This is a genomic window from Fictibacillus sp. WQ 8-8, assembly GCF_024494405.1.
Lineage (GTDB): Bacteria > Bacillota > Bacilli > Bacillales > Fictibacillaceae > Fictibacillus_C > Fictibacillus_C marinisediminis.
The window spans coordinates 337,629-360,081 of sequence record NZ_JAMXKG010000005.1; the positions used below are offsets into that span (position 1 = coordinate 337,629).

21 protein-coding genes and 1 tRNA gene are annotated in these 22,453 nt (G+C 44.2%); 5 read left to right on the forward strand and 17 right to left on the reverse strand.

The window, feature by feature from the left end:
- The first annotated feature begins 17 nt into the window (after window positions 1-17).
- Window positions 18-1,433, forward strand: a complete 1,416-nt coding sequence (locus M1K46_RS13615; protein ID WP_062233603.1) for a sodium:solute symporter — start codon at window positions 18-20, stop codon at window positions 1,431-1,433.
- 119 nt (window positions 1,434-1,552) lie between these two features.
- Window positions 1,553-1,681, forward strand: coding sequence for a YjcZ family sporulation protein (locus M1K46_RS13620; protein ID WP_082683388.1), 129 nt, complete (start codon window positions 1,553-1,555; stop codon window positions 1,679-1,681).
- A 179-nt stretch (window positions 1,682-1,860) separates the two neighbouring features.
- On the opposite strand, the gene nagE is transcribed toward M1K46_RS13620, so the two are convergent.
- From nagE to M1K46_RS13675, 11 genes are all read right to left on the reverse strand, one after another.
- On the reverse strand, window positions 1,861-3,249 hold the full coding sequence (nagE, locus tag M1K46_RS13625) for an N-acetylglucosamine-specific PTS transporter subunit IIBC (protein ID WP_091003724.1): 1,389 nt from the start codon (window positions 3,247-3,249) through the stop codon (window positions 1,861-1,863).
- 38 nt (window positions 3,250-3,287) lie between these two features.
- Window positions 3,288-4,190, reverse strand: coding sequence for an N-acetylmuramic acid 6-phosphate etherase (gene murQ, locus M1K46_RS13630; protein WP_256226355.1), 903 nt, complete (start codon window positions 4,188-4,190; stop codon window positions 3,288-3,290).
- An 11-nt stretch (window positions 4,191-4,201) separates the two neighbouring features.
- Complete coding sequence (locus tag M1K46_RS13635) at window positions 4,202-5,245, reverse strand: DUF871 domain-containing protein (RefSeq protein ID WP_256226356.1); 1,044 nt, start codon at window positions 5,243-5,245, stop codon at window positions 4,202-4,204.
- Window positions 5,246-5,272: 27 nt separating this feature from the next.
- On the reverse strand, window positions 5,273-6,640 hold the full coding sequence (locus M1K46_RS13640) for a PTS transporter subunit EIIC (protein ID WP_053357460.1): 1,368 nt from the start codon (window positions 6,638-6,640) through the stop codon (window positions 5,273-5,275).
- A 240-nt stretch (window positions 6,641-6,880) separates the two neighbouring features.
- Entirely contained in the window at window positions 6,881-7,606 is a 726-nt protein-coding gene (locus tag M1K46_RS13645) for a GntR family transcriptional regulator (RefSeq protein WP_256226357.1), read from the reverse strand.
- A gap of 7 nt (window positions 7,607-7,613) precedes the next feature.
- Entirely contained in the window at window positions 7,614-8,354 is a 741-nt protein-coding gene (gene nagB, locus M1K46_RS13650; protein ID WP_256226358.1) for a glucosamine-6-phosphate deaminase, read from the reverse strand.
- A 1-nt stretch (window position 8,355) separates the two neighbouring features.
- Window positions 8,356-9,540, reverse strand: a complete 1,185-nt coding sequence (gene nagA, locus M1K46_RS13655; RefSeq protein ID WP_256226360.1) for an N-acetylglucosamine-6-phosphate deacetylase — start codon at window positions 9,538-9,540, stop codon at window positions 8,356-8,358.
- A 107-nt stretch (window positions 9,541-9,647) separates the two neighbouring features.
- Entirely contained in the window at window positions 9,648-10,907 is a 1,260-nt protein-coding gene (locus tag M1K46_RS13660) for an exo-beta-N-acetylmuramidase NamZ family protein (protein ID WP_256226362.1), read from the reverse strand.
- A 15-nt stretch (window positions 10,908-10,922) separates the two neighbouring features.
- Window positions 10,923-13,007, reverse strand: coding sequence for a glycoside hydrolase family 3 N-terminal domain-containing protein (locus M1K46_RS13665; RefSeq protein ID WP_256226363.1), 2,085 nt, complete (start codon window positions 13,005-13,007; stop codon window positions 10,923-10,925).
- A 224-nt stretch (window positions 13,008-13,231) separates the two neighbouring features.
- The gene (locus tag M1K46_RS13670) at window positions 13,232-13,570 is read right to left on the reverse strand and encodes a spore coat protein (RefSeq protein WP_053357454.1); all 339 of its coding nucleotides are present in this window, start codon (window positions 13,568-13,570) and stop codon (window positions 13,232-13,234) included.
- Between the two features lie 12 nt (window positions 13,571-13,582).
- A complete protein-coding gene (locus tag M1K46_RS13675) occupies window positions 13,583-13,852 on the reverse strand; it encodes a hypothetical protein (RefSeq protein WP_053357453.1) in 270 nt (89 codons plus the stop codon).
- A 205-nt stretch (window positions 13,853-14,057) separates the two neighbouring features.
- On the opposite strand from M1K46_RS13675, the gene M1K46_RS13680 reads away from it, so the two are divergent.
- Window positions 14,058-14,133 (forward strand) — tRNA-Ala (locus M1K46_RS13680).
- A gap of 171 nt (window positions 14,134-14,304) precedes the next feature.
- Here M1K46_RS13680 and M1K46_RS13685 read toward each other — a convergent pair.
- Genes M1K46_RS13685 through M1K46_RS13695 form a run of 3 tightly spaced genes read right to left on the reverse strand, consistent with a single transcriptional unit; the run spans window position 14,305 to window position 17,745 of the window.
- A complete protein-coding gene (locus M1K46_RS13685) occupies window positions 14,305-15,363 on the reverse strand; it encodes a Ger(x)C family spore germination protein (RefSeq protein WP_256226364.1) in 1,059 nt (352 codons plus the stop codon).
- Complete coding sequence (locus M1K46_RS13690; protein WP_256226365.1) at window positions 15,350-16,432, reverse strand: GerAB/ArcD/ProY family transporter; 1,083 nt, start codon at window positions 16,430-16,432, stop codon at window positions 15,350-15,352. The genes M1K46_RS13685 and M1K46_RS13690 overlap by 14 nt, the downstream gene beginning before the upstream one ends.
- A complete protein-coding gene (locus tag M1K46_RS13695) occupies window positions 16,429-17,745 on the reverse strand; it encodes a spore germination protein (protein WP_256226366.1) in 1,317 nt (438 codons plus the stop codon). Before M1K46_RS13695 ends, M1K46_RS13690 begins: the two co-directional genes overlap by 4 nt.
- A 211-nt stretch (window positions 17,746-17,956) precedes the next feature.
- Here M1K46_RS13695 and M1K46_RS13700 point away from each other — a divergent pair, with 211 nt between their 5' ends.
- Window positions 17,957-18,454, forward strand: coding sequence for a DinB family protein (locus M1K46_RS13700; RefSeq protein WP_256226367.1), 498 nt, complete (start codon window positions 17,957-17,959; stop codon window positions 18,452-18,454).
- 207 nt (window positions 18,455-18,661) lie between these two features.
- Here the strand turns inward: M1K46_RS13700 and M1K46_RS13705 are convergent, their stop codons facing one another.
- Window positions 18,662-19,918, reverse strand: a complete 1,257-nt coding sequence (locus M1K46_RS13705) for a YeeE/YedE family protein (RefSeq protein ID WP_256226368.1) — start codon at window positions 19,916-19,918, stop codon at window positions 18,662-18,664.
- Window positions 19,919-20,217: 299 nt separating this feature from the next.
- Window positions 20,218-21,138 carry a dihydrodipicolinate synthase family protein gene (locus tag M1K46_RS13710; RefSeq protein WP_256226370.1) on the reverse strand — a complete coding sequence of 307 codons (921 nt, stop codon included), beginning with the start codon at window positions 21,136-21,138 and terminating at the stop codon, window positions 20,218-20,220.
- A gap of 59 nt (window positions 21,139-21,197) precedes the next feature.
- Between M1K46_RS13710 and M1K46_RS13715 the strand changes: the two genes are divergently transcribed.
- The gene (locus M1K46_RS13715) at window positions 21,198-21,455 is read left to right on the forward strand and encodes a hypothetical protein (protein ID WP_256226371.1); all 258 of its coding nucleotides are present in this window, start codon (window positions 21,198-21,200) and stop codon (window positions 21,453-21,455) included.
- Between the two features lie 257 nt (window positions 21,456-21,712).
- On the opposite strand, the gene M1K46_RS13720 is transcribed toward M1K46_RS13715, so the two are convergent.
- Complete coding sequence (locus M1K46_RS13720; protein WP_256226372.1) at window positions 21,713-22,435, reverse strand: hypothetical protein; 723 nt, start codon at window positions 22,433-22,435, stop codon at window positions 21,713-21,715.
- Between the last annotated feature and the right edge of the window lie 18 nt (window positions 22,436-22,453).

The following is a 22,453-nucleotide window of genomic DNA, read 5'->3' on the forward strand; positions in this document are numbered from 1 at the left end:
TAAAGGAGGGCATTGAAATGGGGATCTTGGACACAGTTATCATTTTTCTTTATTTTGCAGTGTTAATTGCGGTAGGTATCATCGGTTCAACGAAGGCTAAAACGACAGAGGAATTCGCTCTCGCCGGCCGCAACCTCGGGCTTTTCATGTATCTTGGCTGTTTGTCTGCTGTTATTTTGGGTGGAGCGTCGACCATTGGTACCGCCAAGCTGGGCTATGAATTCGGAATTTCAGGCATCTGGTTCGTTACGATGATCGGCCTTGGCATCATTCTTTTGGGAACATTTTTTATTAAACGCATCTCCAAGTATAAAGTAACAACGATCAGTGAACTGCTCGGAAAAAAATACAAATCAGAAGCAAGGCTCATCACTGCTATCGTCGCCTCCATTTACACACTCATGGTCGCGGTTACCCAGGTCATCGGGATGGGCACAATCATCAATGTGCTTCTCGGCTGGAATTTGACAACCTCCATGTTTGTCGGCGGCGGAATCGTTCTGTTCTACACCATCCTTGGCGGAATGTGGAGCGTTACCGTAACAGACATCATCCAATTCGTCGTCATGACCATCGGAATCTTTGCCATCATGCTTCCAATGAGTATTGTGAAGGCAGATGGAATCGGCAATCTGCTAACAAAATTACCGGAATCTCATCTCAGCCTGACATCGATCGGCTATCAGCAGATCTTTCAGTACTTTTTACTGTATACGCTTGGCATGGTTGTTTCACAAGACATCTGGCAGCGTGTATTCACAGCCAAAAACCCGTCCATCGCGAAAAAAGGTTCTATGTATGCCGGCCTCTATTCCATCGCCTATGCTTTGGCAGGCAGCATCATCGGGATGTGTGCGTTTATCATCCTGCCAAACATCGACAACACTCAGAATACCTTTGCCATGCTGGCTTTAAAGATCTTGCCAACGGGCATCCTCGGGCTTGTGCTCGCGAGCGTGATCTCAGCGCTCATGTCAACGGCTTCCGGCACCTTGCTCGCTTCGTCCACCCTGATCACTAACGATATTCTGCGCCAATATTTTATTAAAGATATCAGCGACAAGAAGTTTTTGGTGCTCTCTCGTGTGACGACACTTGCTGTCGGCCTGCTCGCCATTACGTTTGCAGTATGGATTCAGGACGTTCTCGTCGCTCTTGATGTTGCCTATGCTATTCTTTCCGGCGCGATTTTCGTACCTGTGCTGCTCATGTTCTTCTGGAAGAAATCAACGGCCAACGCCGGTTTTTATTCTATTCTTGCCAGCACGGTCGTTGTCATCGGCGGATTGCTCATTGAAGGGCTCTCTTCCACCAATCCGATCATGTACGGCATCGTCACTGGCTTCGTGGTTTTGGTAGGAATCTCCCTGATGACCAACTACCGAAACAAAGAATCCCTCGTCGGATCGTTCAGCAACACGAAACAAGGCTAACTTATAGCCGTCGCCGCTAAAAATCCGCTCATGCCTCGGTTTCTCAGTCTGCTTGGTATCATATGATGTATGGAGGAGGAGGGCAACCTCTTAAATAAAATAATCCGGGAGTGAAGATAATGTCTGGTGGTATCTTTAACAACTTTAGTTTAATTGTTGTCCTATTCATCCTGCTGATTATTGTTGGATGCACCTGTTACGGCGGTTACGGCGGCTTCGGCGGCTTCGGCTACGGGTACGGATATTAAAAAGCAGGAAAACCGGTCTTCTATGGAAGGCCGGTTTTTTTGGTTCTTTTGATACATTTTAAGTGCGGTGATAAAGTAAATTGGAGAGACGAAGAATTGTGAATATTTAGATCGGTTTAATTCCATATTTTCCACCACAAAAAAGAACTCTCAGCACAGCTGAGAGCCCTTTTCTTACCCTATGAAACTCGTTCTTCTTTGGAAATGATCTTTCTCATGGCTTCTGCCACTGCTTCAACGTCCGTTCCGACGACCACCTGGACATCGGTGGAGCTCAATTTGAGTACTGCTCTTGCTCCCGCCTTCTTCAAATCGGGCTCATTCACTTTCTCAACATCTATTACTTTTAATCGCAGCCTTGTGACACAGTTATCCAGAACCTCAAGATTATCTGCACCGCCTAAGGCAGCAAGATAACGCGCCGCAATTCTATCGTACTTGTCATCGCCTACTCCTTCACTCGTATCTTCAACGATGCTTTCATCATCTTCATCTTCACGGCCTGGAGTCTTCAAGTTCAACTTAACAATCAAAGCATAGAAGACGACATAATAAACCGCTGCAAAGACAAGTCCGAGCAGGACCAGAAGCCATGGCCGTGTTGCAAGATCCAGGTTTAGGAAGTAATCAATGGCTCCCGCGGAAAACGTAAAACCATGATGAATGTTTAATAGAACCGCAACCGCCATGGAAACTGCCGTGAGAAGTGCATGAATCACGTATAAAAGCGGGGATAAGAACATGAATGAAAACTCAATCGGTTCCGTAATTCCTGTTAAAAAGGAGGTAAATGCCAAACCAAGGAGCATTCCGGCAACAGCTTTACGCTTTTCCTTTTTAGCCGCCATGATCATCGCGAGACAAGCAGCCGGCAAACCGAACATCATGATTGGGAAGAAACCAGCCATATAGAATCCTGCAGAAGGATCTCCCGCAAAGAAACGCCATAGATCACCATGGGCATTCTTGTAATCGCCGAACACGAACCAGATAAAATTATTTAAGACGTGGTGAAGGCCTAGAGGAATCAAAAGACGGTTTAAGAATCCGAAAACAGCAGCACCAAAAGCACCTGCGTTAACAACCCAGTGTCCGATCGCTTCAATGCCATCCTGAATAGGCGGCCAGGCAAATCCAAACACCCCTGCTAGTACGACCATGGCCCCGGCGGTAACTATGGGGACAAACCGCTTTCCTGCAAAGAAGCCGAGATAGTCTGGAAGTTTAATATTATGGAACCGGTTATAAAGAAGTCCTGCCACGATCCCCGAAACAATACCTCCCAGCACTCCAACATTGATGGTCTTATCGATGGCAGTTGCCCCGCTCGTCAAAACAAAATACCCGATAGCACCTGCAAGAGCTGCTGCTCCATTCCCATCCTTTGAAAAACCAATCGCCACACCAATCGCAAACAAGATAGCCAGATTTTCAAAAATGGAATTCCCCGCTTTTTCCATGAACGGAATATGCCATAGTGCACCGAGTCTTAATACAAGTCCCGCTGCCGGCAGTACCGCGATCGGCAGCATGAGCGCGCGGCCGATCCGCTGTAAAAAACCTAACATTGTAGGTCCCCCCTATTTTTAGTTTAGATAATGAGAATTTAACCCTTAAATTCCTTGAGCGCCTGTTTCAGCATGCCGTTTTTCTTTTCCAAAAGTGTTTTCGTTTCACTTGGAGAAAGCTCAGTTAACAGCTGCAGAATCGCTCCTTTCGCATAACCATCATGATCAGAAAGCGCCTGTTCCGCCTCTTCAGGTGAACAGCCCGTCGCTTCGACCACGATATTCTTCGCACGCTGGACGAGTTTTTTATTGGACGGCTGTACATCTACCATCAAATTACTGTACACTTTGCCGATTCCGATCATTGATGCTGTGCTGATCATGTTCAGAACCAGTTTTTGCGCGGTTCCCGCTTTCATGCGGGTAGATCCAGTCACCACTTCCGGACCGACGACCGCAGCGATCGTGTGTTGTGCCACCTTGCTCATTTCGGAATCAGATGAGCAGACTAAAGCAGCACTCACCGCCCCGATCTCATTCGCATACTCCAGAGCACCGATCGCATAAGGCGTCCTTCCGCTGGCAGCGATGGCAACGACGACATCGTCCTTTGTTAGGTCAAGGTTTTTCAGATCATTCATACCAGCTTCTTTGTCATCCTCAGCTCCTTCAACGGCCGTATGGATGGCTTGGCCGCCTCCTGCAATAATGCCGATGACCATCTCAGGCGGTGTTCCATAAGTTGGAGGACATTCCGAAGCATCAAGAATTCCCAGCCTTCCGCTTGTTCCCGCTCCTGTATAGATGAGCCGTCCTCCATTGCGGAACGCTGCAACGACCTGGTCTACGACAGACGCGATCTCAGGCAGCACCTTTTCAATCGCTGCCGGGACCGTTTGATCCTCGTTATTGATTTTTCGTACGACTTCAAGGCTCGAACATTCATCGATGTCCAAAGTATTTGGATTTCTTTTCTCAGTTGTTAGGTGATTAATTTTCATGAAATTTCCTTTCACAGCACTAAAAATTTTTGTCCCGGACCAATATAGGGAAGCAGCATCAGATCTTCTTCACGAACTTGGCCGAGCACGTTCACTCGTTCATCAGCCGGCAAATCGGTCTTCGTAATTTGAAGTTCCCCCGCATATCTCCCGTATTTTTCATTATCGATCGTGATACTTCCTAACGGACGGGGCAACGGCGGATTCTGAGGCGCAGCTTTTTCACCATTGTTCATCGCATACGACCGAGATTCCACGGAACGGATCACATCCCGTGCGGCATCCTGACGATTCGTATGAACCCCCGATACAGACTCTCCCTCCATCCAATCTACTCTCAACGTTAAAATGCCGTCCTTCCATGCTGAAAGTCGCTCCAGCGTCTCGTCACTGGCTTCCACATCACCGATTAAAATGTGATCAGTCTGAAGACTGTCCAGCTCGACAGCGGCGTGAAAAGGATTGGCTTTCCGGTGCTTTTCAAGAGTCGGAAGCCCTTCAAAAACAGGTCCTCTGAGGGTCTTGTCACCGGGTACAAAAGCCGCCGTTTGGAGCCCGAGCGATTTTAAAAAGATATTTTTCTCCCGCAAGAATGACGAGGCGATGCCTGTGTTTTGGCGCGGATAAAAATTATGCCACGCTTCCACATTTTCAGTCAGCAATCCGTTATCTTTCCAGTTGTTCACCGTTTCTTCATCAAGGGTACTCGCGTTGATTCCTACTTTCATTTCCTGTGACAAGGTGATGATCTCTTTATCAGAAAAACCGTAATCAGCACGGATCCCATCAATGTTCCATTCACGCAGGTGCCCGATCGAATCCATGCTGATGCCGATGCTCTTCAGCGATTGCGGCCCTGCATCTGCCATGAGGGCCATACCAGCCTTTCCCGCCGCTTTTCCGAGAAGAATCAGCCTCTCCCGCAAAAGAGAGGCGTCTTCCTCAGGAATATGAAGCGAGGTGAAGATCTTGCGAAAACCGCAGGAGCCGGCTTTTTGGATCCACTTTTTGTTCTGGTCAGGATCATTCCCGAGATAGACTGAAATCCCTAACATGCCTGCCACTCCCTGCTATTTATTGCTTTAGATATTCTTGGCCATTGACTCTTTGTAGCCAAACAGCCATGTGAAGATGAATCCGAAAATATACGCTAGTAAAAGTCCGACGATATAAAGAATGATCTGGTTCGTATTTTTAATCAGGAACGCCAACGGAAGTCCGGAAACACCAATCGCGATCGTGCCAATTTTAAAGAAGGCCTGGAACGCACCACCGACAGCTGCACCCAGACACGCTGTAAGGAACGGACGTCCTAGCGGAAGGGTTACACCGAATATCAGAGGCTCTCCGATTCCGAGGATACCAACTGGCAGGCCGCCTTTGATGACGCGTTTCAGCTTGGCATTTTTTGTTTTGAAGTAGATAGCAAAGGCTGCACCAACTTGGCCTGCTCCACCCATCGCCAGAATCGGAAGCAAAGGATCCACTTTAATCGAGTTCAATAATTCCATATGAACAGGTGTCAAACCTTGATGCAAACCGGTAACAACAAGCGGAAGGAAGGTACCTGCAAGGACGATTCCGGCAAAGATACCGCCAATATCAAGAAGGTTTAATAATCCTTTTGTGATCAAGTCAGAGATGAAGCCACCGACAGGCTGTAGAACGAACAGTGTCGCGATTCCGGTAGCCAGCAAAGCTAATGTAGGAGTTACAATAATATCAACTGCAGCTGGTACGAAACGGCGGATTCGTTTTTCACTCCAGGCAATAAAGACAGCAGCAAGCATGACACCGATCAGACCGCCTCGGCCTGGCAATAGCTTTTCGCCAAACAATGTGATGTTGGCAAGCGCCGGGTTGATGAGCATGATTCCGGCCGCGCCGCCAAGTGCCGGTGTTCCGCCAAATTCTTTTGCGGTGTTGATTCCGACGAAGATCGCAAGGTAACCAAAAAGCCCCCATCCGATCATATCGAGCATCTGCATAATTGGTACTTCTTTTGGAACACCGCTTCGGACCAAAACGTTAGTAATACCGGCAATCAATCCGGAACCGACAATCGCCGGGATTAACGGAATAAAGATGCTGGCGATTTTACGAAGAAACAGCTTAAACGGTGTAGCGTTTTTCCGGTTGATTTCATCTTTCGTAGTCTTGGCGAGATCATCTTCTCCATCTTCATCCAGTGCTGAAACTTGAAGTCCCGTATTTCTGGACATCTCATCGGCTACCCGGTTGACTGTTCCAGGTCCGACAATGATTTGAAGGGTCTCATCCCCTACAACACCCATGACCCCGTCGATGTCTTTGATGCCTGCTCTGTCCACTTTGGATTCATCCTTCGGCGTTACGCGAAGCCGTGTCATACAGTACGTTAAGCTTTGAATGTTTTCGGCGCCGCCCAGTTTTTCAGTTATCTGCTGCGCCATTAATTGTTCTTTTTTCATGATCTTATCCCCCTTTTAAGAAAAGCGTAGCGTCCCGTTAAGGTCCGACAAGCGCTGGAACTCTTACACAGCAACACGCTTTTTGTGTTGAGGGGTAAGAGTGAAGCGACCAAAGACGAATTGTGTTTTTCAATTCGTCCTCCGAGGACCTATGCTGAAAACAAGAAACACGTTTTCTGCTTTGGACGCTGGAGCTAGACATCACTTCTATGCGAGTTCAAATACAAAAAAGCGTTCACATCATCCCCGCTGCATATCGATGATGAATTTATAGCGGTCCCCTCGGTAAATTGACTGCACGAGCTCCAACGGACGCCCGTCTGTCAGGTAGGTGTATCTTCGAATAAATAAAACCGGCGATCCTTTCGCGATTCCAAGAATCTCGCTTTCAGCTTCGCGGGCGACAGAGGCTTCAAGCTCCTGTGTTGCATAATCAATGCTGAGTCCAAGCTCATCCTCTACGTATTGATAGAGTGAACCTTGTACGATCTTTTCGTTCAGTCCCCTGACTAAGTCAGCCGACAGGAACGTGGTTTCAAGCGCCATCGGTATTTGATCCGCGAGCCTGACCCGCTGGATCTCATACACGGCAGCTCCCGTTTGAATTCCTAAACCTGTGGCCGTTTTCCCATGGGCTTCACTCAGTTTAAAATCCAATAGTTTGATAGATGGCGAGAGCCCTCTGGCCTTCATGTCTTCTGTGAAGCTCGTCAGGCCGACCAGCTTTTGCTCAATCTTTTTGTTGGCGACAAAGGTTCCCTTGCCTTTTCGGCGGGTCAGGTAACCATCATTGACGAGGTTGGTTATCGCCTGTCTGACAGTCATCCGGCTGATTCCGTAAGTTTCAGCGTATTCCCGCTCGGAAGGAATCATCTCCCCTTCTTGAAGTTCTCCTTTTTCAATCCGTCCTTTGATCGCTTCTTCAATTTGATAATAGATCGGCAGTGGTGAGTATTTATCAATCATTTCTGTATCACTTCCCTAACGAGTTCACCAGTTTTAATGCCTGTGAATCTGCAATAATGGTTACATTTCCATGCATGTTCAAGGCCGATGCCGGTACGGTTTCTGAAATTTCTCCGCGCAACAGATGGAACAGCGCGTCCTGTTTCTTTTCTCCCGAGGCGAGAAGAAGGATTTCCTTGCTTTGCAAAATAGTGGAGATGCCCATCGTGAGTGCTCGTGTCGGCTGTTTGGAGAGATCTGTAAAATACACCGCGTTTGCCTCAAGCGTCGATGGCGTTAAGTCCACCACATGTGTTTTTGATGAAAAAGGCGTTCCCGGTTCATTAAACCCGATGTGCCCGTTCTGCCCGATACCGAGCAGCTGCAGGTCGACGCCACCGATGCTCTCAATCAGTGAGTCATAGCGCAAGCATTCTTGAAGGAGTTCCTCAGCCGATCCGTTTGGAATGTTCGTTTGATCAAGCGGAATGCTCACCCGGTTAAAAAGGTGCTCACACATGTAGGAATGATAGCTTTCCGGATCGCTTGACGAAAGTCCCACATATTCATCGAGATTGTACGTGTGCACATGGTCATACCGCGTTCCGTTCTCCTCATGATCCCTAACGAGCTCCTTGTACGTGCCAAGCGGTGTGCCGCCTGTCGCAAGTCCAAGTGTGACATGTTCCTGGCTCTTGACTTTTTCCAACATAATTTGGGCACTAACCCTGCTCATTTCCTCGTAATCCGCAACTTCAATGATTTTCATGTTATACGTCCTCCCTCCGCTGATAAGAAAGTTTTCCACGGCAGAAGGTGAAGATAACGTCTTTTTCCTCGTTAAGCACGACAACATCGGCATCCTTGCCTGCTGTCAAACTTCCCTTGCGTTCATAAACACCAAGCTCTTTCGCCTGGTTTACGGCGGTCATCTGAATGATGTCCTCCGTGGAACACCCGGTAAACTCCCTCATGTTTCGGGCCGCGTCCTTCATCTTTAAGATACTGCCGGCAAGCGTACCGTCTGCCAGCGTCGCTTCGTTTCCATCGACCGTTACGTCCTGCCCGCCAAGTGTATATGAACCATTGCCCATACACTTTGCCCGCATGGAATCGGTAATGAGTACGACCCGCTCGCTGCCTTTGTTGCGGTAGGCGAACTTCACCATCTCAGGCCGGGAATGAATGCCGTCGACGATGATTTCTGTTGTGATCTCATCATGCAGCAGAATCGCTCCTGCCACTCCGGGTTCACGGTGGTGAAGGCCCCTCATTCCGTTATACAGATGAGTCGCATGCGTAACACCTGAATCAATGCTCTTCACAACCTCCTCATACACCGCGTCAGAATGGCCGATTGATGCGACAACTCCAGTTTCTTTTAAATAGGAAGACAGCTCGTATCCACCCGGTTCTTCGGGTGCCAAAGTTACGAGTTTAATCGCGTTGCCAGAAAGCTCCTGCCATTTCTGAAACAGCTGGACGTCCGGATTTTTAATATGGTCCAAAGGCTGGGCTCCTGCCCGCTTCGGGGAAATAAACGGCCCTTCTAAATGAAGGCCGATGATCTCCGCCTCCCCGGGAGGATTGTTTTTCCCCATGTACTCTCTGACGTTTTGCAGTGCGCTTTCAATTTCCTTTTCGCCTTGCGTCATCGTCGTTGCAAGAAAGCCCGTCGTTCCTTCTTGTGGAAGGGTAACTGCCATCGTTTTTAGGGCCTCCTCTGTCCCGTCCATCACATCTGCGCCAGCAGCACCATGAATGTGCAGATCAATCATACCGGGAACAACAGATGACTTGCCGGGCAGCTCAAGAACATCATAATCTTCAAGATTTAATGCATCAGCTCCTTTGCCCACCTCTGCTATTTGCTGGTCTCTAATTATGAGGTATCCATTTTCCAGCTCACCATTTTCTGTATAAATGGTACCTCCTGTTAATAGTAATGGTTTCATCTCCACTCACCATCCTTATTATCTCTATGCACAGGGTACCATGCTTATAACTAGTTGTCTATACCAGTCGAACTATTTTGTTAATTCAGAAAATAGGTCTTATCACCTTATTTATAGAGAAGGTAGTGCTTTCTGATCTTTTTGAACTGGTCAAGCTCAGGCATCCACTTCTGTCTGATCTCTTTTAAAGATGTTCCCTTTTCGATTTCTTCCCGTACCCAGCCGTTTCCGATCAGGTTATCAAAATATGAAATCCCCTGGCTGTTTTCTGCTCTGAACTGAAAATCGTTGGGATACAGATCATGTATCGTTTTCACAACCGCAAGCCCTGTATCCACAGAATTATAGGAACCATAATCGGTCACATGAATCTGAACACCGTTCGACAGCACATTTGCAAATTTTGAGAACGTTGGGGTGAAGGAATTTGAACGGAACATCACTCCCGGAAGCTTCAGTTCGTTCAATTTTTGTGCGAGCACATCTCCGTCAATGAACGGAGCTCCGATCGTTTCAAACGGCCTCGTCGTTCCTCTTCCTTCTGACACATTTGTTCCTTCAATCAATCCTGCTCCAGGATAGACGAATGCGGTGTCCACAGTTGGCATGTTAGGCGAAGGCATCACCCACTGAAGCGGTGTTTCGTAATAAGTCTTCCAGCGGTGCCAGCCTTTCATTTTGACAACCTTCAGATCCGCATTGATATTGAACTCCTTGTTAAAAAGCATCGCGAGTTCACCGACCGTCATCCCGTGGCGAAGAGGAATCGGATATAAGCCGACAAACGTTGCATACTTCGGCTCAAGCACCGGCCCTTCCACTGCTTCCCCGCCGAGCGGATTCGGACGGTCGAGCACAACAAACTCGATGTTGTTTTCCTTCGCCGCTTCCATCGCATACGCCATCGTATAAATGTACGTGTAAAAACGGGTACCCACATCCTGGATGTCAAAGACGAGAACATCAATGTCCTTCAGCATTTCAGGGGTTGGTTTTTTCGTTTTCCCGTAAAGGCTGTAAACCGGAAGCTGTGTTTTCTTATCAATGTAAAAATCAACATACGACCCTGCCTGCTCGCTTCCCCGAACTCCATGTTCCGGACCGTATAAGGCTTTCAGTTCAAAGTTCGGGTTGTTGTGCATCGCGTCGACGATACTGTTCAGCTTTCCGTCAACTCCTGTCGGGTTCGTGATGAGCCCGACACGCTTCCCTTTTAAAAGGTCTTGTTGGTCTTGAAGCAGCACTTCTGCACCCGTTTTAAAATTTTGCGGTGAATTTTTATGATGATTGTCATCCTCTGCCATCGCCGATGACAGTAAGGTGATCACCAAAACAAATAACATCCCTGCACTCAACCACTTTTTCATCTTATTTCTCCCCCTTTAATAAGATAGTCCGTGCCCGTATGGATACAATGTTTCTTTGTTGCTGTTATAGATGGTTACTGGCAGCTTTCCCGACGGATTATTCTTGCCGAAAATAGTATCCGCCACTGCTGCAAAGCTTGCTGTTCGGAAGCTGTATTGTGCGAGATATGCATCTACATCAGGAAACGCCATAATGTCATATGGATTTCGGATCCCGACCGCAATGACTGGTTTGTCACTTTCACTGTTCACTTGATTCACCATTTTCATTTGGGCACTGTCAGGGGCTCTTCCTGCTACAGAAGATGTGTACGTTCCAACGATGACAGCTTTTGCTGATTTTACCGTTTGAAGCTGATCATCCGTTAATGAGCCAGCGGCTTTAATCATGACACTGTTTGGATACAGCCGTTTCACTTGAGCAGCCAAATCTTCTACATACGTGTTGCCGATCACGACAACTGGTGCACCCGCATCCGTACTCAATGGAAGAGTATTTTGGTTTTTAACGAGTGTAATCGACTTTTCTGCTGTTTCCTTTTCGATCTGTTTATGTGCAGGGGAACCGACGACTTGTTGAGCATTTTCAATGAGCTTGTTTACATCTGCAGATTTTTCAGCTTTAAAGATGCTGCGTTTCACTTTCAATGTAAGAAGCCGTTCAACAGACTGGTTCAAGCGTTCCTGTGTAATTTCACCTTTATGAACCGCATCATATAAACCATTCGCTACGGCCTCAAGACCAACAGGCATGAGTACGATATCTGTTCCAGCGTTTACCGCTCGGATGGCTGAGTCTACAGGTCCAAAGTTGTCAGAGATCGCCTGCATGTTCATCGCGTCGGTTGTAATGACACCTTTATAGCCCATGTCCTCTCTCATCAGTTCTGTCAGCACTTTATGGGAAAGCGTGGCTGGGATGGCAATCGTGCTGCCGTCTTTCTTGGAAATAGCAGTGGATGGATCGATTTTTGGGAACGTCACATGAGCAGTCATGATTGCGTCCACCCCAGCATCCATCGCTTTTTGGAAAGGAAACAGCTCTACTTTTTTCAAGCGCTCCAAGTCATAGGGTACTTCCGGAAGGCCAATATGGGAATCAACTGCTGTGTCCCCATGGCCCGGGAAATGTTTTGCTGCACCCGCGGTGTTTGTGGACTGCAAGCCTTTGATGTAAGCAGTTCCTAAATCTGTAACAAGCTGAGGATCTTCTCCAAAGGAACGAGTTCCAATAACAGGGTTGTCCTGATTGTTGTTTACATCAAGCGAAGGTGCAAGATTAAAGTTGATCCCAAGCGCGTTTAGTTCTTCACCAATCGCTTTCCCTACCTTTTCAGCTAACTCAGGAGATCTTGTTGCACCTAGTGCCATGTTTCCTGGAAAATCTGTTCCGCTTTGAAGGCGGGTAACAATACCACCCTCTTGGTCAATCGAAATAAGCAATCCGTTCTTTTCTGAAGCTTCCTGATAATTGGCCACAAGTTTGGTTGTCTGTTCTGTCGTTACAACATTTTCACGGAACAAGATGATGCCGCCTAGATGATATTTCTTCACGAGGGCTTTAATCTCTGGTGTGACCTCTGTTACGTTCTTGCCATTAAACGTTCGGAAGTCCGGCATCAGCATCTGACCTACTTTTTCTTCCATACTCATCTGTTTGATGGCTGCCGGAATCACATTGTACTTTTTCCCTTTTTGCTTTTGGATTACAGCTGTCTTTGTTCCTTTATGGTCTTTCACGGAGATTTCTGTATGGTCGATCTTTCGTCCGTCCGTCACAAAAATGCGAGTGTCGCCGCTGTGGCCTTTAAGTGTTACAAGTCCTTTGGGGTCTACTGTGGCAACCCGCGGATTTGCCGACCACCATCTTAAAGCTTCCGTCTCCGTGAAATGGCCGTCCACTTTATACACATGAAGAGCATGAAGCTGGATTTGATCACCATTAACCTCCTTTAACGCCTGTGGAATGTTGCTGGAGATGATCAAATCTCTTTGATCAGGATGGCTTGCTGCAGCTGTCTGTTTTGGAACCGCTCCAAGGAACGAAGCAACGACGAGCATACAGGCCATCGCATATAAAAACGCTAGTCTTTTCTTCATTGCATGTTATCCTCCTTTAGTTTTATGAACGATACTTCTTTCTGGAGGAATTTGTCGTTTCCTTTCGACTCAGGCGAAAACAAAGCAATAGGCCCAGGAAGGTTTTCTGCCATATAGTTCTAGTTGTCTATACCAGTTAACTTTATTCACAAAAGAGTGGTAATAAATCCTTATAAAGGAAAAAAGCTGTGGAAGAAGCTCCACAGCTTTTAATAACTTTGTCTTTATTGCGTGGGTGGGTTATGAGGAAACTGGGACATGTACCCGGTAAACTGCTGGGCAGCCTGCTGCAGCTTCTGCGGCTGTTCCGGCGTCAGTGCGTACCAGCCTTTTTGGAACATAAGCTCATAGAGTTCACGCTGCATGTTTTTCGTCTCATCAAAAATCGAATGAATCTCCTGATAGAGCGCGTCATGGCTCGCTTCATTCATGGCTGTTGAATACGAAGCGGTCATGTACTTTTCATAGGAAAGAATGTCATTCAGGAAATCCCGGTCATTCATCTGAGGCGTTTTCGGCACCTGAGACTCTGGATTTTGAATTTTGTTCTGATTGTTATTCATCTTCCGTTCCCCCTATTGATTCATATTCTGGCTTCCGCCGGATTGAAGTTTCTGCAAGATCTGCTGATAATGCTTTTCGTGCATGTGGCACGCCTTCTCAAGCGCCGTACTCACCTGCTGGTCCTGACACTGGCTCGCTGCAAAATGCGCCTTCTTAAATCCAAGCAAATTCCATGAAAGCATGTCGGTTAAGTAGTTAAAGTCTTTCCCTGTGATCACATTCGGCGGCTGTTGATACATCGGCTGCTGGTTCTGTCCCTGATTCGGTTGCTGCTGTTGCATACGTATGTCCTCCTTCTATTCTTTGATTTACCATGTTAGCTTTCCATCTTTTTGAGAAAGTATGCCAATAAGTTGGTAAATTTATGGAACTGGAAAAGATGAACCCTGATAAGGCTCATCCCTCATTGAAAGAATTTTTAATAAAGAGGCTTGCTTTTCTTTCAGCTTCTGTTATATAATTTTTCTTGTCAGCAACAACCATCGTGGGGGCTTAGCTCAGCTGGGAGAGCGTTTGGCTGGCAGCCAAAAGGTCAGCGGTTCGATCCCGCTAGTCTCCACCATACATAATCATTCAAACCCTTGGTATACAAGGGTTTTTATTTTTGTTTTAGAATCTAGTTTGGAGTAAGTTTCCGAATTGTCGCCGAAATCATATTCTTTTTCTTAGGCTGTGAATAAATTATTTTTATTAATAGAACGAATTTTGTTGAGAGTATCCGAAATACATATCATTACTCCATATTAGCATGGACCTCAAAATCCACTCTCAGTTTGGGATAATATTCATTCCTCCAGTCTTTTAATTCATGGTAAGAAATCAGATGATGAAATTGTTGGCCAAACCCAAAAATATCTGTATGGCTTCTTTGTGTTTGCTTAAGTATATGATAAAACCGCTTTTCAGTAATCTTTTCAAGTTCTTTTTGAATCATGTGATCTGTGATTCCTTCTTTTCTTTCTAAAATGTGTATTTTTAAATTCAAGTCGCTTGACACCAGCGGTTGATTACCTTTCATTGATGTTATATTTTGAATGGAGCTGTTTGTGATCATAGTACTGGCAAAACCTAGACTCTCTATTTTTCCTTTTCCTTTTTTATTTTCGTTTTGGAATACATTAATTAATTGGTTTTCATCCGGGCTGATTCTTTCCACTATTTTTCCTTTCTTCAAAATATCGGAGCCCTCAAAGATTAACACTGTATCTTTTCCGGAACGAACAACCGGAACGGCGATATCTCTAGTATATAAAAACGGGCTTCGATACACTTCCCAAATAGGGGTACTAAAGATCTCAGGTGCCCACCCAGCCCCTTTATTAAAATAATCATAAATAGAGGAAGCATGGACACCTAACTTATCGTTTATGTTTGATAACACATTTTCGACATTTTCATCTGTAATGGCTACCAACGCTCTTGAGGGAATTTCTTCTGAATCCATTAAAAATTTTATAAGGCCCTTAAATTCCTGTTGGTTATGTGCCAAATTGTTTTGAATGACGATTAATCGTATTTGTGAATAATCAACGGCATCTTCGGAGTTTGTCCGCATTTGGCCAAGCACACTTGCTACAGTTTCGCCTTTCCCTGTTACAATTCTCGATATTTTGCTGTCTTTATTCGGTATAGGGATTTGCAATGTTAATTTATACTCTTTACCATCTTCCTTGGAAATGCCCAGGACTAAAGGAATGGTGCGTTTATTTATATCTTTAATATCCCAACACCCGCAGAGTAAGATTATCGACATGAATACGATCAATAGTTTATATCGTTTATTTTTTTTCATGCCCCACGACACCTCTTTTCGACAGAAAACCATAGATAAAAATGGTAAACGGAATAATAATCATTAAATAAGCTTGAGCACCTGTACTATACAGAAACCACTTTTCCATCAAAGTTTTGTTCGGAACAAATAACGCGAAAATAAAAGCGATGACAGAAAAAGCAATAATCCAATATGAGGATTCGCGTTTGCTGCATCTAAACATTTTCTGCATGATCCGTCCGATCATCCAAAGTATAACTGCATTAGCCAATATCACTAATCCAACCAACGATACACCGAAGAACACCGTTTGTCGGTTGAACGAAAACCAGCTAATGTCTATTGAATCCATTGCTTCCATAAAAGGGTGGGTCATGACCACAACCGGTTCTTGTCCGAAAATATATAACGGTATATACACAACCGAAAGAAAAAATAACGTTACACTAACCCATGCAATAAAAAAAGGGCGGAACGTCAATTTTGTTTTGGAAGTCATAAATCCCAAAAATAAAAACGATGAAAATCCTAAAAGATAGCAAAAATTTTTATTTAACAAGAATTTGGGAGGTGAATTCCAACCAAGTGTAACGTTATTTAAATCAAAATTTATAAAAGAGGAAAAAATATTAAATAGCACTAAGGGAAAAACAATCAAGAATATAAAAATCGAGGAACGTAAAATGGTGCCTAAACCTTTTATAGCTGTATATACCGAAATGAAAAATAACAGTGCCATTATTGACCAATAAGGGGTCCGAGGCAAAAATATCGAAATAATGACTTCAGTATGGAGGCGAATATTGAGGGCAACTAGCGCAATCAAGTGGATCACAAATGGGGTAAGAAACATGATTACAGCCCATCTCCCCATTTTAAGAAAAATATCAATGACATCATTTTCGGGAAAATAATTTAACCCTTTCATGTAAATCCAAATTAAAACCAATTCCAGAAAACATTGACACATCACCACTTCCCAATGAGCTGTTTTCGTTAATACATAAACGAGATTAGGATAGACCAAATAGCCAAAACTCAAATGTATAATAATGAAAACTGCTCCAATTTGTATCCTCTGCGTCACTTTGTGTCTCCTTTTTGTTCAATACGAAACGTTAGATAAGGAATATCGTTGGATGTTAAGCTTGCCAAATATATGATGGTGAAAATGAAACCAGTACAAACCCCTAAAATACCGAAAAGTGATGCCAAAATTAATATGGGGTATTTCAGTAAACGAATGTACAAGGAGTTTTGCATTCCGATCACTGCCGAACTGGCAATTACAATAGCGGTGATTACAATGACCAACAAATTACTTACTAATTTCGCTTCAACTACCGCCTGCCCCAATATGACCCCTCCTACCATTGTAATAGCGGGACCCACGCTCTTAGGAAGCCGCACAATCGCTTCAAGTATCAAATCAACTAAAACGACCATTGCAATGGTTTCAAGAAAGGCAGATAAAGGAATACCTTCCCTGCTTTTAGCGACAAACAGAGCAAGATCAGTTTTAAATACTTCAGGGTTAACTGAGACCAAGGCAACATATAAAGCGGGAAGTATAAGAGTGGCCACAACTCCTATTACTCTAAAGATTCGAAGCATAAATGACAGTACAAAAGGGAAATTGCGATCGTTTGCACTACTTAACATATCCCAAAGCAGATGGGGAAAAACAAGCGCGAAAGGACAATTATCTAAAAAAAGCACGATTCTGTTCTTTTTTAAGGAATGAATGGCTTGAGCCGGAAGTTCAGTGGCGAATAGATGACTGACAGGACTCAATCTACGTTGACCAAATTGCTTATTAAGATCATCGATTGTTTCAATATCTGATTTAATTTGATTTAACTGCTGGTTCACTTTTTCAATAAGGTCATTCGGGGTTCTTCCTTTAATATAGAGCATTGACAGCTTTCGCTTTTCCAGCTCTCCAACTTGATAGGAACAATGGCACAGACGTTCAGTATCCAGTCTTTTTCGGATCATCCCAACGTTAATATTAATATCTTCTCCAAAGGCATCCGTAGAGGATTGAATGGGACTTTCATTTTTAGGCTCTTCAATGCTGCTACTCAGATTTTGGGCGATAGGGTCTATCACGGCATTCTCTTCGCCATCTTTTGAAACGATCACTAATTTGCCTTCTAATACGGCTTTAATGATTTGTTCTGTATCAACGCTAATCTGGTCACTAAGATTTGACAAAAGTACTTTTAATGAAGTAGACGGAGCAGCCATTTGTTGAACATATAATTTCGACTTAGGTAAATCAACTAGCGTATTAAATCCAATAAGATAGATTTCTGTTTTATCTACTCGTTCTTCTTCGATGAAAAAATCGTCGTGATTGGAAAACCTGGATTCAATTTCTTTTACTATATTCCTCATTAATTTGCCCCTTAACAACTAGAAATCTAAAGAAATTATTTGCAATAGGGAGCGTTTTTATTCGATGAATGAATAACTAGTGTTATATCCAGATGGTTTAACCGAACTATTATAAAGGAAATTTAAGTCTTAAAGCGAATGGTTAGTTGAGCATGATACAATGAATTTGAAAGGCTTCTTTAAAAATTTGCTAATTTACGGAGGGAATGGAATGTTTACATCAGTAAATGATTTCTTAAACGAATGGAAACAAGAAGCAGCTGTTACCCAGAAAGTGCTGGATGTGCTGACGGATGAATCGTTGAATCAGGATGTTTCTCGAGGATTATACAGCATTGGAAGCCTGGCTTGGCACATTACTGGAGCAGCTTACTACTTTCCTTCACAGGTTGGATTAATATTTGAGATTCCTGATCTTCAAAAAGAGACACCCAAATCAGCTGCAGAAATCAGTGAGACATACAAAACAGTAAGTGAGCGGTTAACACAAGAGTTTTCTGAACAGGTTTCAGATGAAAAAATGAACGAAATGGTGAATTTATTTGGAATGGACATGCCTGTTCAGGCTGTTTTCCGTCTGCTCATTCAGCATCAGGCTCATCATCGCGGACAATTGACTGTCTTAATGAGACAAGCTGACTTGAAAGTTCCTGGCGTATATGGCCCTAGCAAAGAAGAATGGGAAGCAATGAATGCTCAAATGAGCTGAGATCGTCATGGTGAAAAAATGTTTTAAAGGAAGTTTTCTCTGGTTCCCTAAATAGCGGTTCGATCCCGCTGGTCTACACTATACACAAACCATTAAAACTCTTGATAATCAATCAGCAAAACAACTGCAACACTTAATCCTTTAACAAAGTTAAACTTCCTAAAGTATAAAAAAACGAAGCCGCTAATTTGCGGCTTCGCTTTCTTATTAAGAACAGAATTTATCAGTTGATTTCGGAACGGATAACCCGAATAACGGACGGATATACAAAGCAAAAAAGGTTCCAAGCATCGCCATAATCGCCCAAACATAGCCATGCAGGCTAAAGGATGCGATACCACTGAAATACGCTCCAATATTACATCCAAAAGCAAGGCGTGCTCCATACCCCATGAGCAGTCCGCCGATGATTGCCGCGGCGGCTGTACGAATAGGCACTTTCTTTAGAAGGAATACACCTCCGAGCGTAGAAGCAGCCAGTGCCCCAACAATAAGGCCAAAGTCCATTACACTGGTTCCATCCATAAGAACAGATTGATTGAGAGGCGCTGCTTTTTCACCGGCCCAGTAACCCCATTGGGTAACATCGACTCCCATTGCCTGTGCGGCTTTGGATCCCCATAGGGCAAAAGCGGAAGTAATACCCCACGGACTTCCTTTTACAAGTAAAGTTGCGGCATTAAGCACTGCCAGGACGACAGCCGCAGTTAATATTGGCCATGAGCCGCGGATGACACGGGTCCAGCCTTTTGCACCTGGAATCGGAGCCATTTTTGGAGGACGGCGTTTCTTTTCAACTTTAAATGTCATCCAAGTTATACCTCCTAGGATAATCATTTGAATCACCCAGCCTCCAAACCAGCCAAGACCTGTGCTTGTCGCCAAGGAAAAAGGCTTAAATGCAGGGAGATTCATCCAAAAATCGAAGTGGTATGCTCCAAAAACAGAGCCGACAATAAATGCAATTAATGTGAGAAACATTTCAGAACGGCCACCCCCTACAGCATACAATGTGCCAGATGCACAACCGTTGCCAAGCTGCATTCCGATGCCGAAAATAAAAGCACCCACAATTAAGCTTACCCCGATTGGAGAGACGTTTCCAACCGGACTTCCGCCAAATAAGGTAACGTCAGCCGCAAATATAATCGCAAACAACGTACTGGCAACTGCCAGCATCAGCATATGCGCACGAATGGCTTCGCCGTTCCCTACTGCCATAAACCGTCTAAAGGCAGATGTAAAACCAAACCTTGCGTGAAAGAGTGTAAATCCAAGCAAAAGGCCGAGCCACAAGAGCATTCCTTGTTTTAAACCTCCAGCCTGGATGCTTGCATAGCTCAATATAACTGTTAACAAGCCTGCAAACACAACCCAGTAAGCCTGAACCGCCCCCGTGCTTTTCCCTTCACCAGTCGGCTTTCTTTCTTTATTTTGTGACGTATTAGAAGAAGCTAATCCCATCAAATCACCCCTTAATCCAATAAAACTAGTCGGAAATATTCTTTCTCTGTATACTACAACTTATATTGAAAAAGGGGAACCATTTTGCTTGTGTTAATTTTAGAGAATATTAAAAAAGCCAGAGCCCCCTTTAAAAAGAGGACTAGCTGACTAAATTCAGGTTGATTTGAACATTCCTAACGGTAGTAAAAAAAGATTTTGGCAGGCGGAAACAAGCATTTGTTTGACTCGTCCATCAATTGCTATTTTTTTCCTTGCCTAATTACATAATTATTATAAACTACGACAATTACAATGGTTTAGTTTGACAAAGGTATGGCTTGATTCAATACTGTATCCATACATCGCTGTATTTGTTCCTTCTTTTCAGCACTTAATGGACGTGCAGGTGCCAATACATCGGTAGAGATCTCGATTCCCCGCATCCGTATGGCTTCTTTCGCTACATTCACAAAAGGAGAATCGAGTTTGTATAAAAGGGGAAATGGCGCTAACTTTTTGTGTAATTCAATGGCTTTCCCGTAGTTTCCTTCCTTAAAAGATTGATAGAGGCCAACAGTAAGCTCTGGGATAAAATTGGCCGTTAACGGGATGGCACCGTCCCCGCCAACAGATAATGTATTTAATAAGTGATCATCGTATCCAGAGAGAACCGCAAAATCTTCTTTAAAGGACTTCACCGTTAAGATCATTTCCCTGGTATGCCCCACTGATTCAACCGTTTCTTTAATACCCGCGATATTTGGATACGCTTTCACAAGCTTAAGTACAAATTCTGGTGATAAATCTTGTCCTGTTAGTCCAGGGAAATTGTAGAGCAGAATGGGTAGATCAATCGCTTCAGCAATATCGGCATAATGTTGAAAAAGATTCTCCTCTGTAAGTTGCCAATAATAAGGGTTAATGACAACAATACCGTCTGCTCCAGCCTCTTTTGCATGCATACTTAATGAGATGGTTTCTAGTGTGCTTGGAGTACCGGTTCCAATGAGAACGGGGACTCGGCAGTTAACATACTGAATGGCAAATTCAGTTACAGCTTTTCTTAATTCAACCGTCATCTGGCTGAATTCACCACCTGTCCCTAAAAAGAACAGTCCATCTACTTTTGATTCAATTAAGAAATCAATCAGATTTCCCATACCCTTTTCATCTAGTCGTCCATCTTTATGTAATATGGTTGGAATCGGTGGAATAACACCTTGGAATTTTGCTGACATATGATCTCTCCTTTTTTAAAAATGGCTGTTTTCGTAACCTTTGTTGCTCTTAGGAGTGGTTGATTTCCGTTTCAGGCTGCTCGCTTTCCGCGTGGCGTGCGGTGAGCCTTACCGGCGCCAGCGCCTACTTTCTCGGCGCATGTCGCCTGTGGGTCTCACCTGTCCCGCTGCTCCCGCAGGGCAAGGAAGGCTTCGGCAGCGTTATATCGCACGAAGAAAATGTGAAATTTATTTTCGAGGAGTCTCGCACCTTGCACTCCAATCAACTTGTCAATGAAGATTCTTTAAAAAATGTTCCTAAAGCAACAATCTTTTAGAAAAGAGCCTTAAAAATTGATAAATAGTATTAAAGCAGATCTGAGCTATATAAACCTCCTTTCTACCTAAAGGGTTTTATAATATCAAACAAGGTTTCTATTCTCTGGATATATCATAACATCTTTTCTGAAAAATTAGAATTATATGCCAATGGAATTTAAAAAAGATGACCCCTGTTAAATACAGAGATCGTCTTATAAAAACTGCTTAGGCTTTTTTTAATGTCCTTGTTTACTTCATTACAGTTGTGTCTATACTAGTCATCCAGCTTTGCCGCAGTTAAGTTAGCGTCAAAGAGATTAATTTGTGTAGCAGTTGCATTTTTCACTTGGAGAACTTCGTTTTCCTCTAAACAAACGATTTTACCCACTTTAGCCAAAGTGGTGTTAGGGAGAACGGTAACGGAAGCGATCAATCGAGCGTTAGCGAAGATTTCGAAAGTTGCATTTGTACCGCTCTGCAAATTCGCATTAAACGTGATTCCATAGGTTCCAGATTTTTTGATCGCGAGTCCGCCAATTGGAGAAATGTCAGTACACTCTGCAATCACTTCATTGTTTAACGGTATAAATTCATCGGGGTCAAATAATCTTCCGCTAGTAGCACTGAACGAAGCATATCCAAGGACTTCATGACACTTTCTGCATTCCTTTTTACACGTAGAGGAGCTAGAGGAACTCTCGTGTTTGCACTTAAATGAACTGGAGCTGGAGCTTTCATGTTTATGAGAATCCAACCTCGCCGCAGTTAAGTTAGCGTCATAGAGTGTAATCGTGGTAGCTGCTTTCACTTGGAGAACTTCGTTTTTCTCTAAACAAACGATTTTAGCCACTTTAGCCAAAGTAGCGAAAGGGTAAACGGTAACGGAAGCGATTAATCGAGCGTTAGCATAGATTTCAAAAACTGCCGGCGTAGTTTGTCCACTGCCTGCTAAATTCACATTAAACGTGATTCCGTAGGTTCCAGATTTTTTGATCACGAGTCCGCCAAGTGGAGA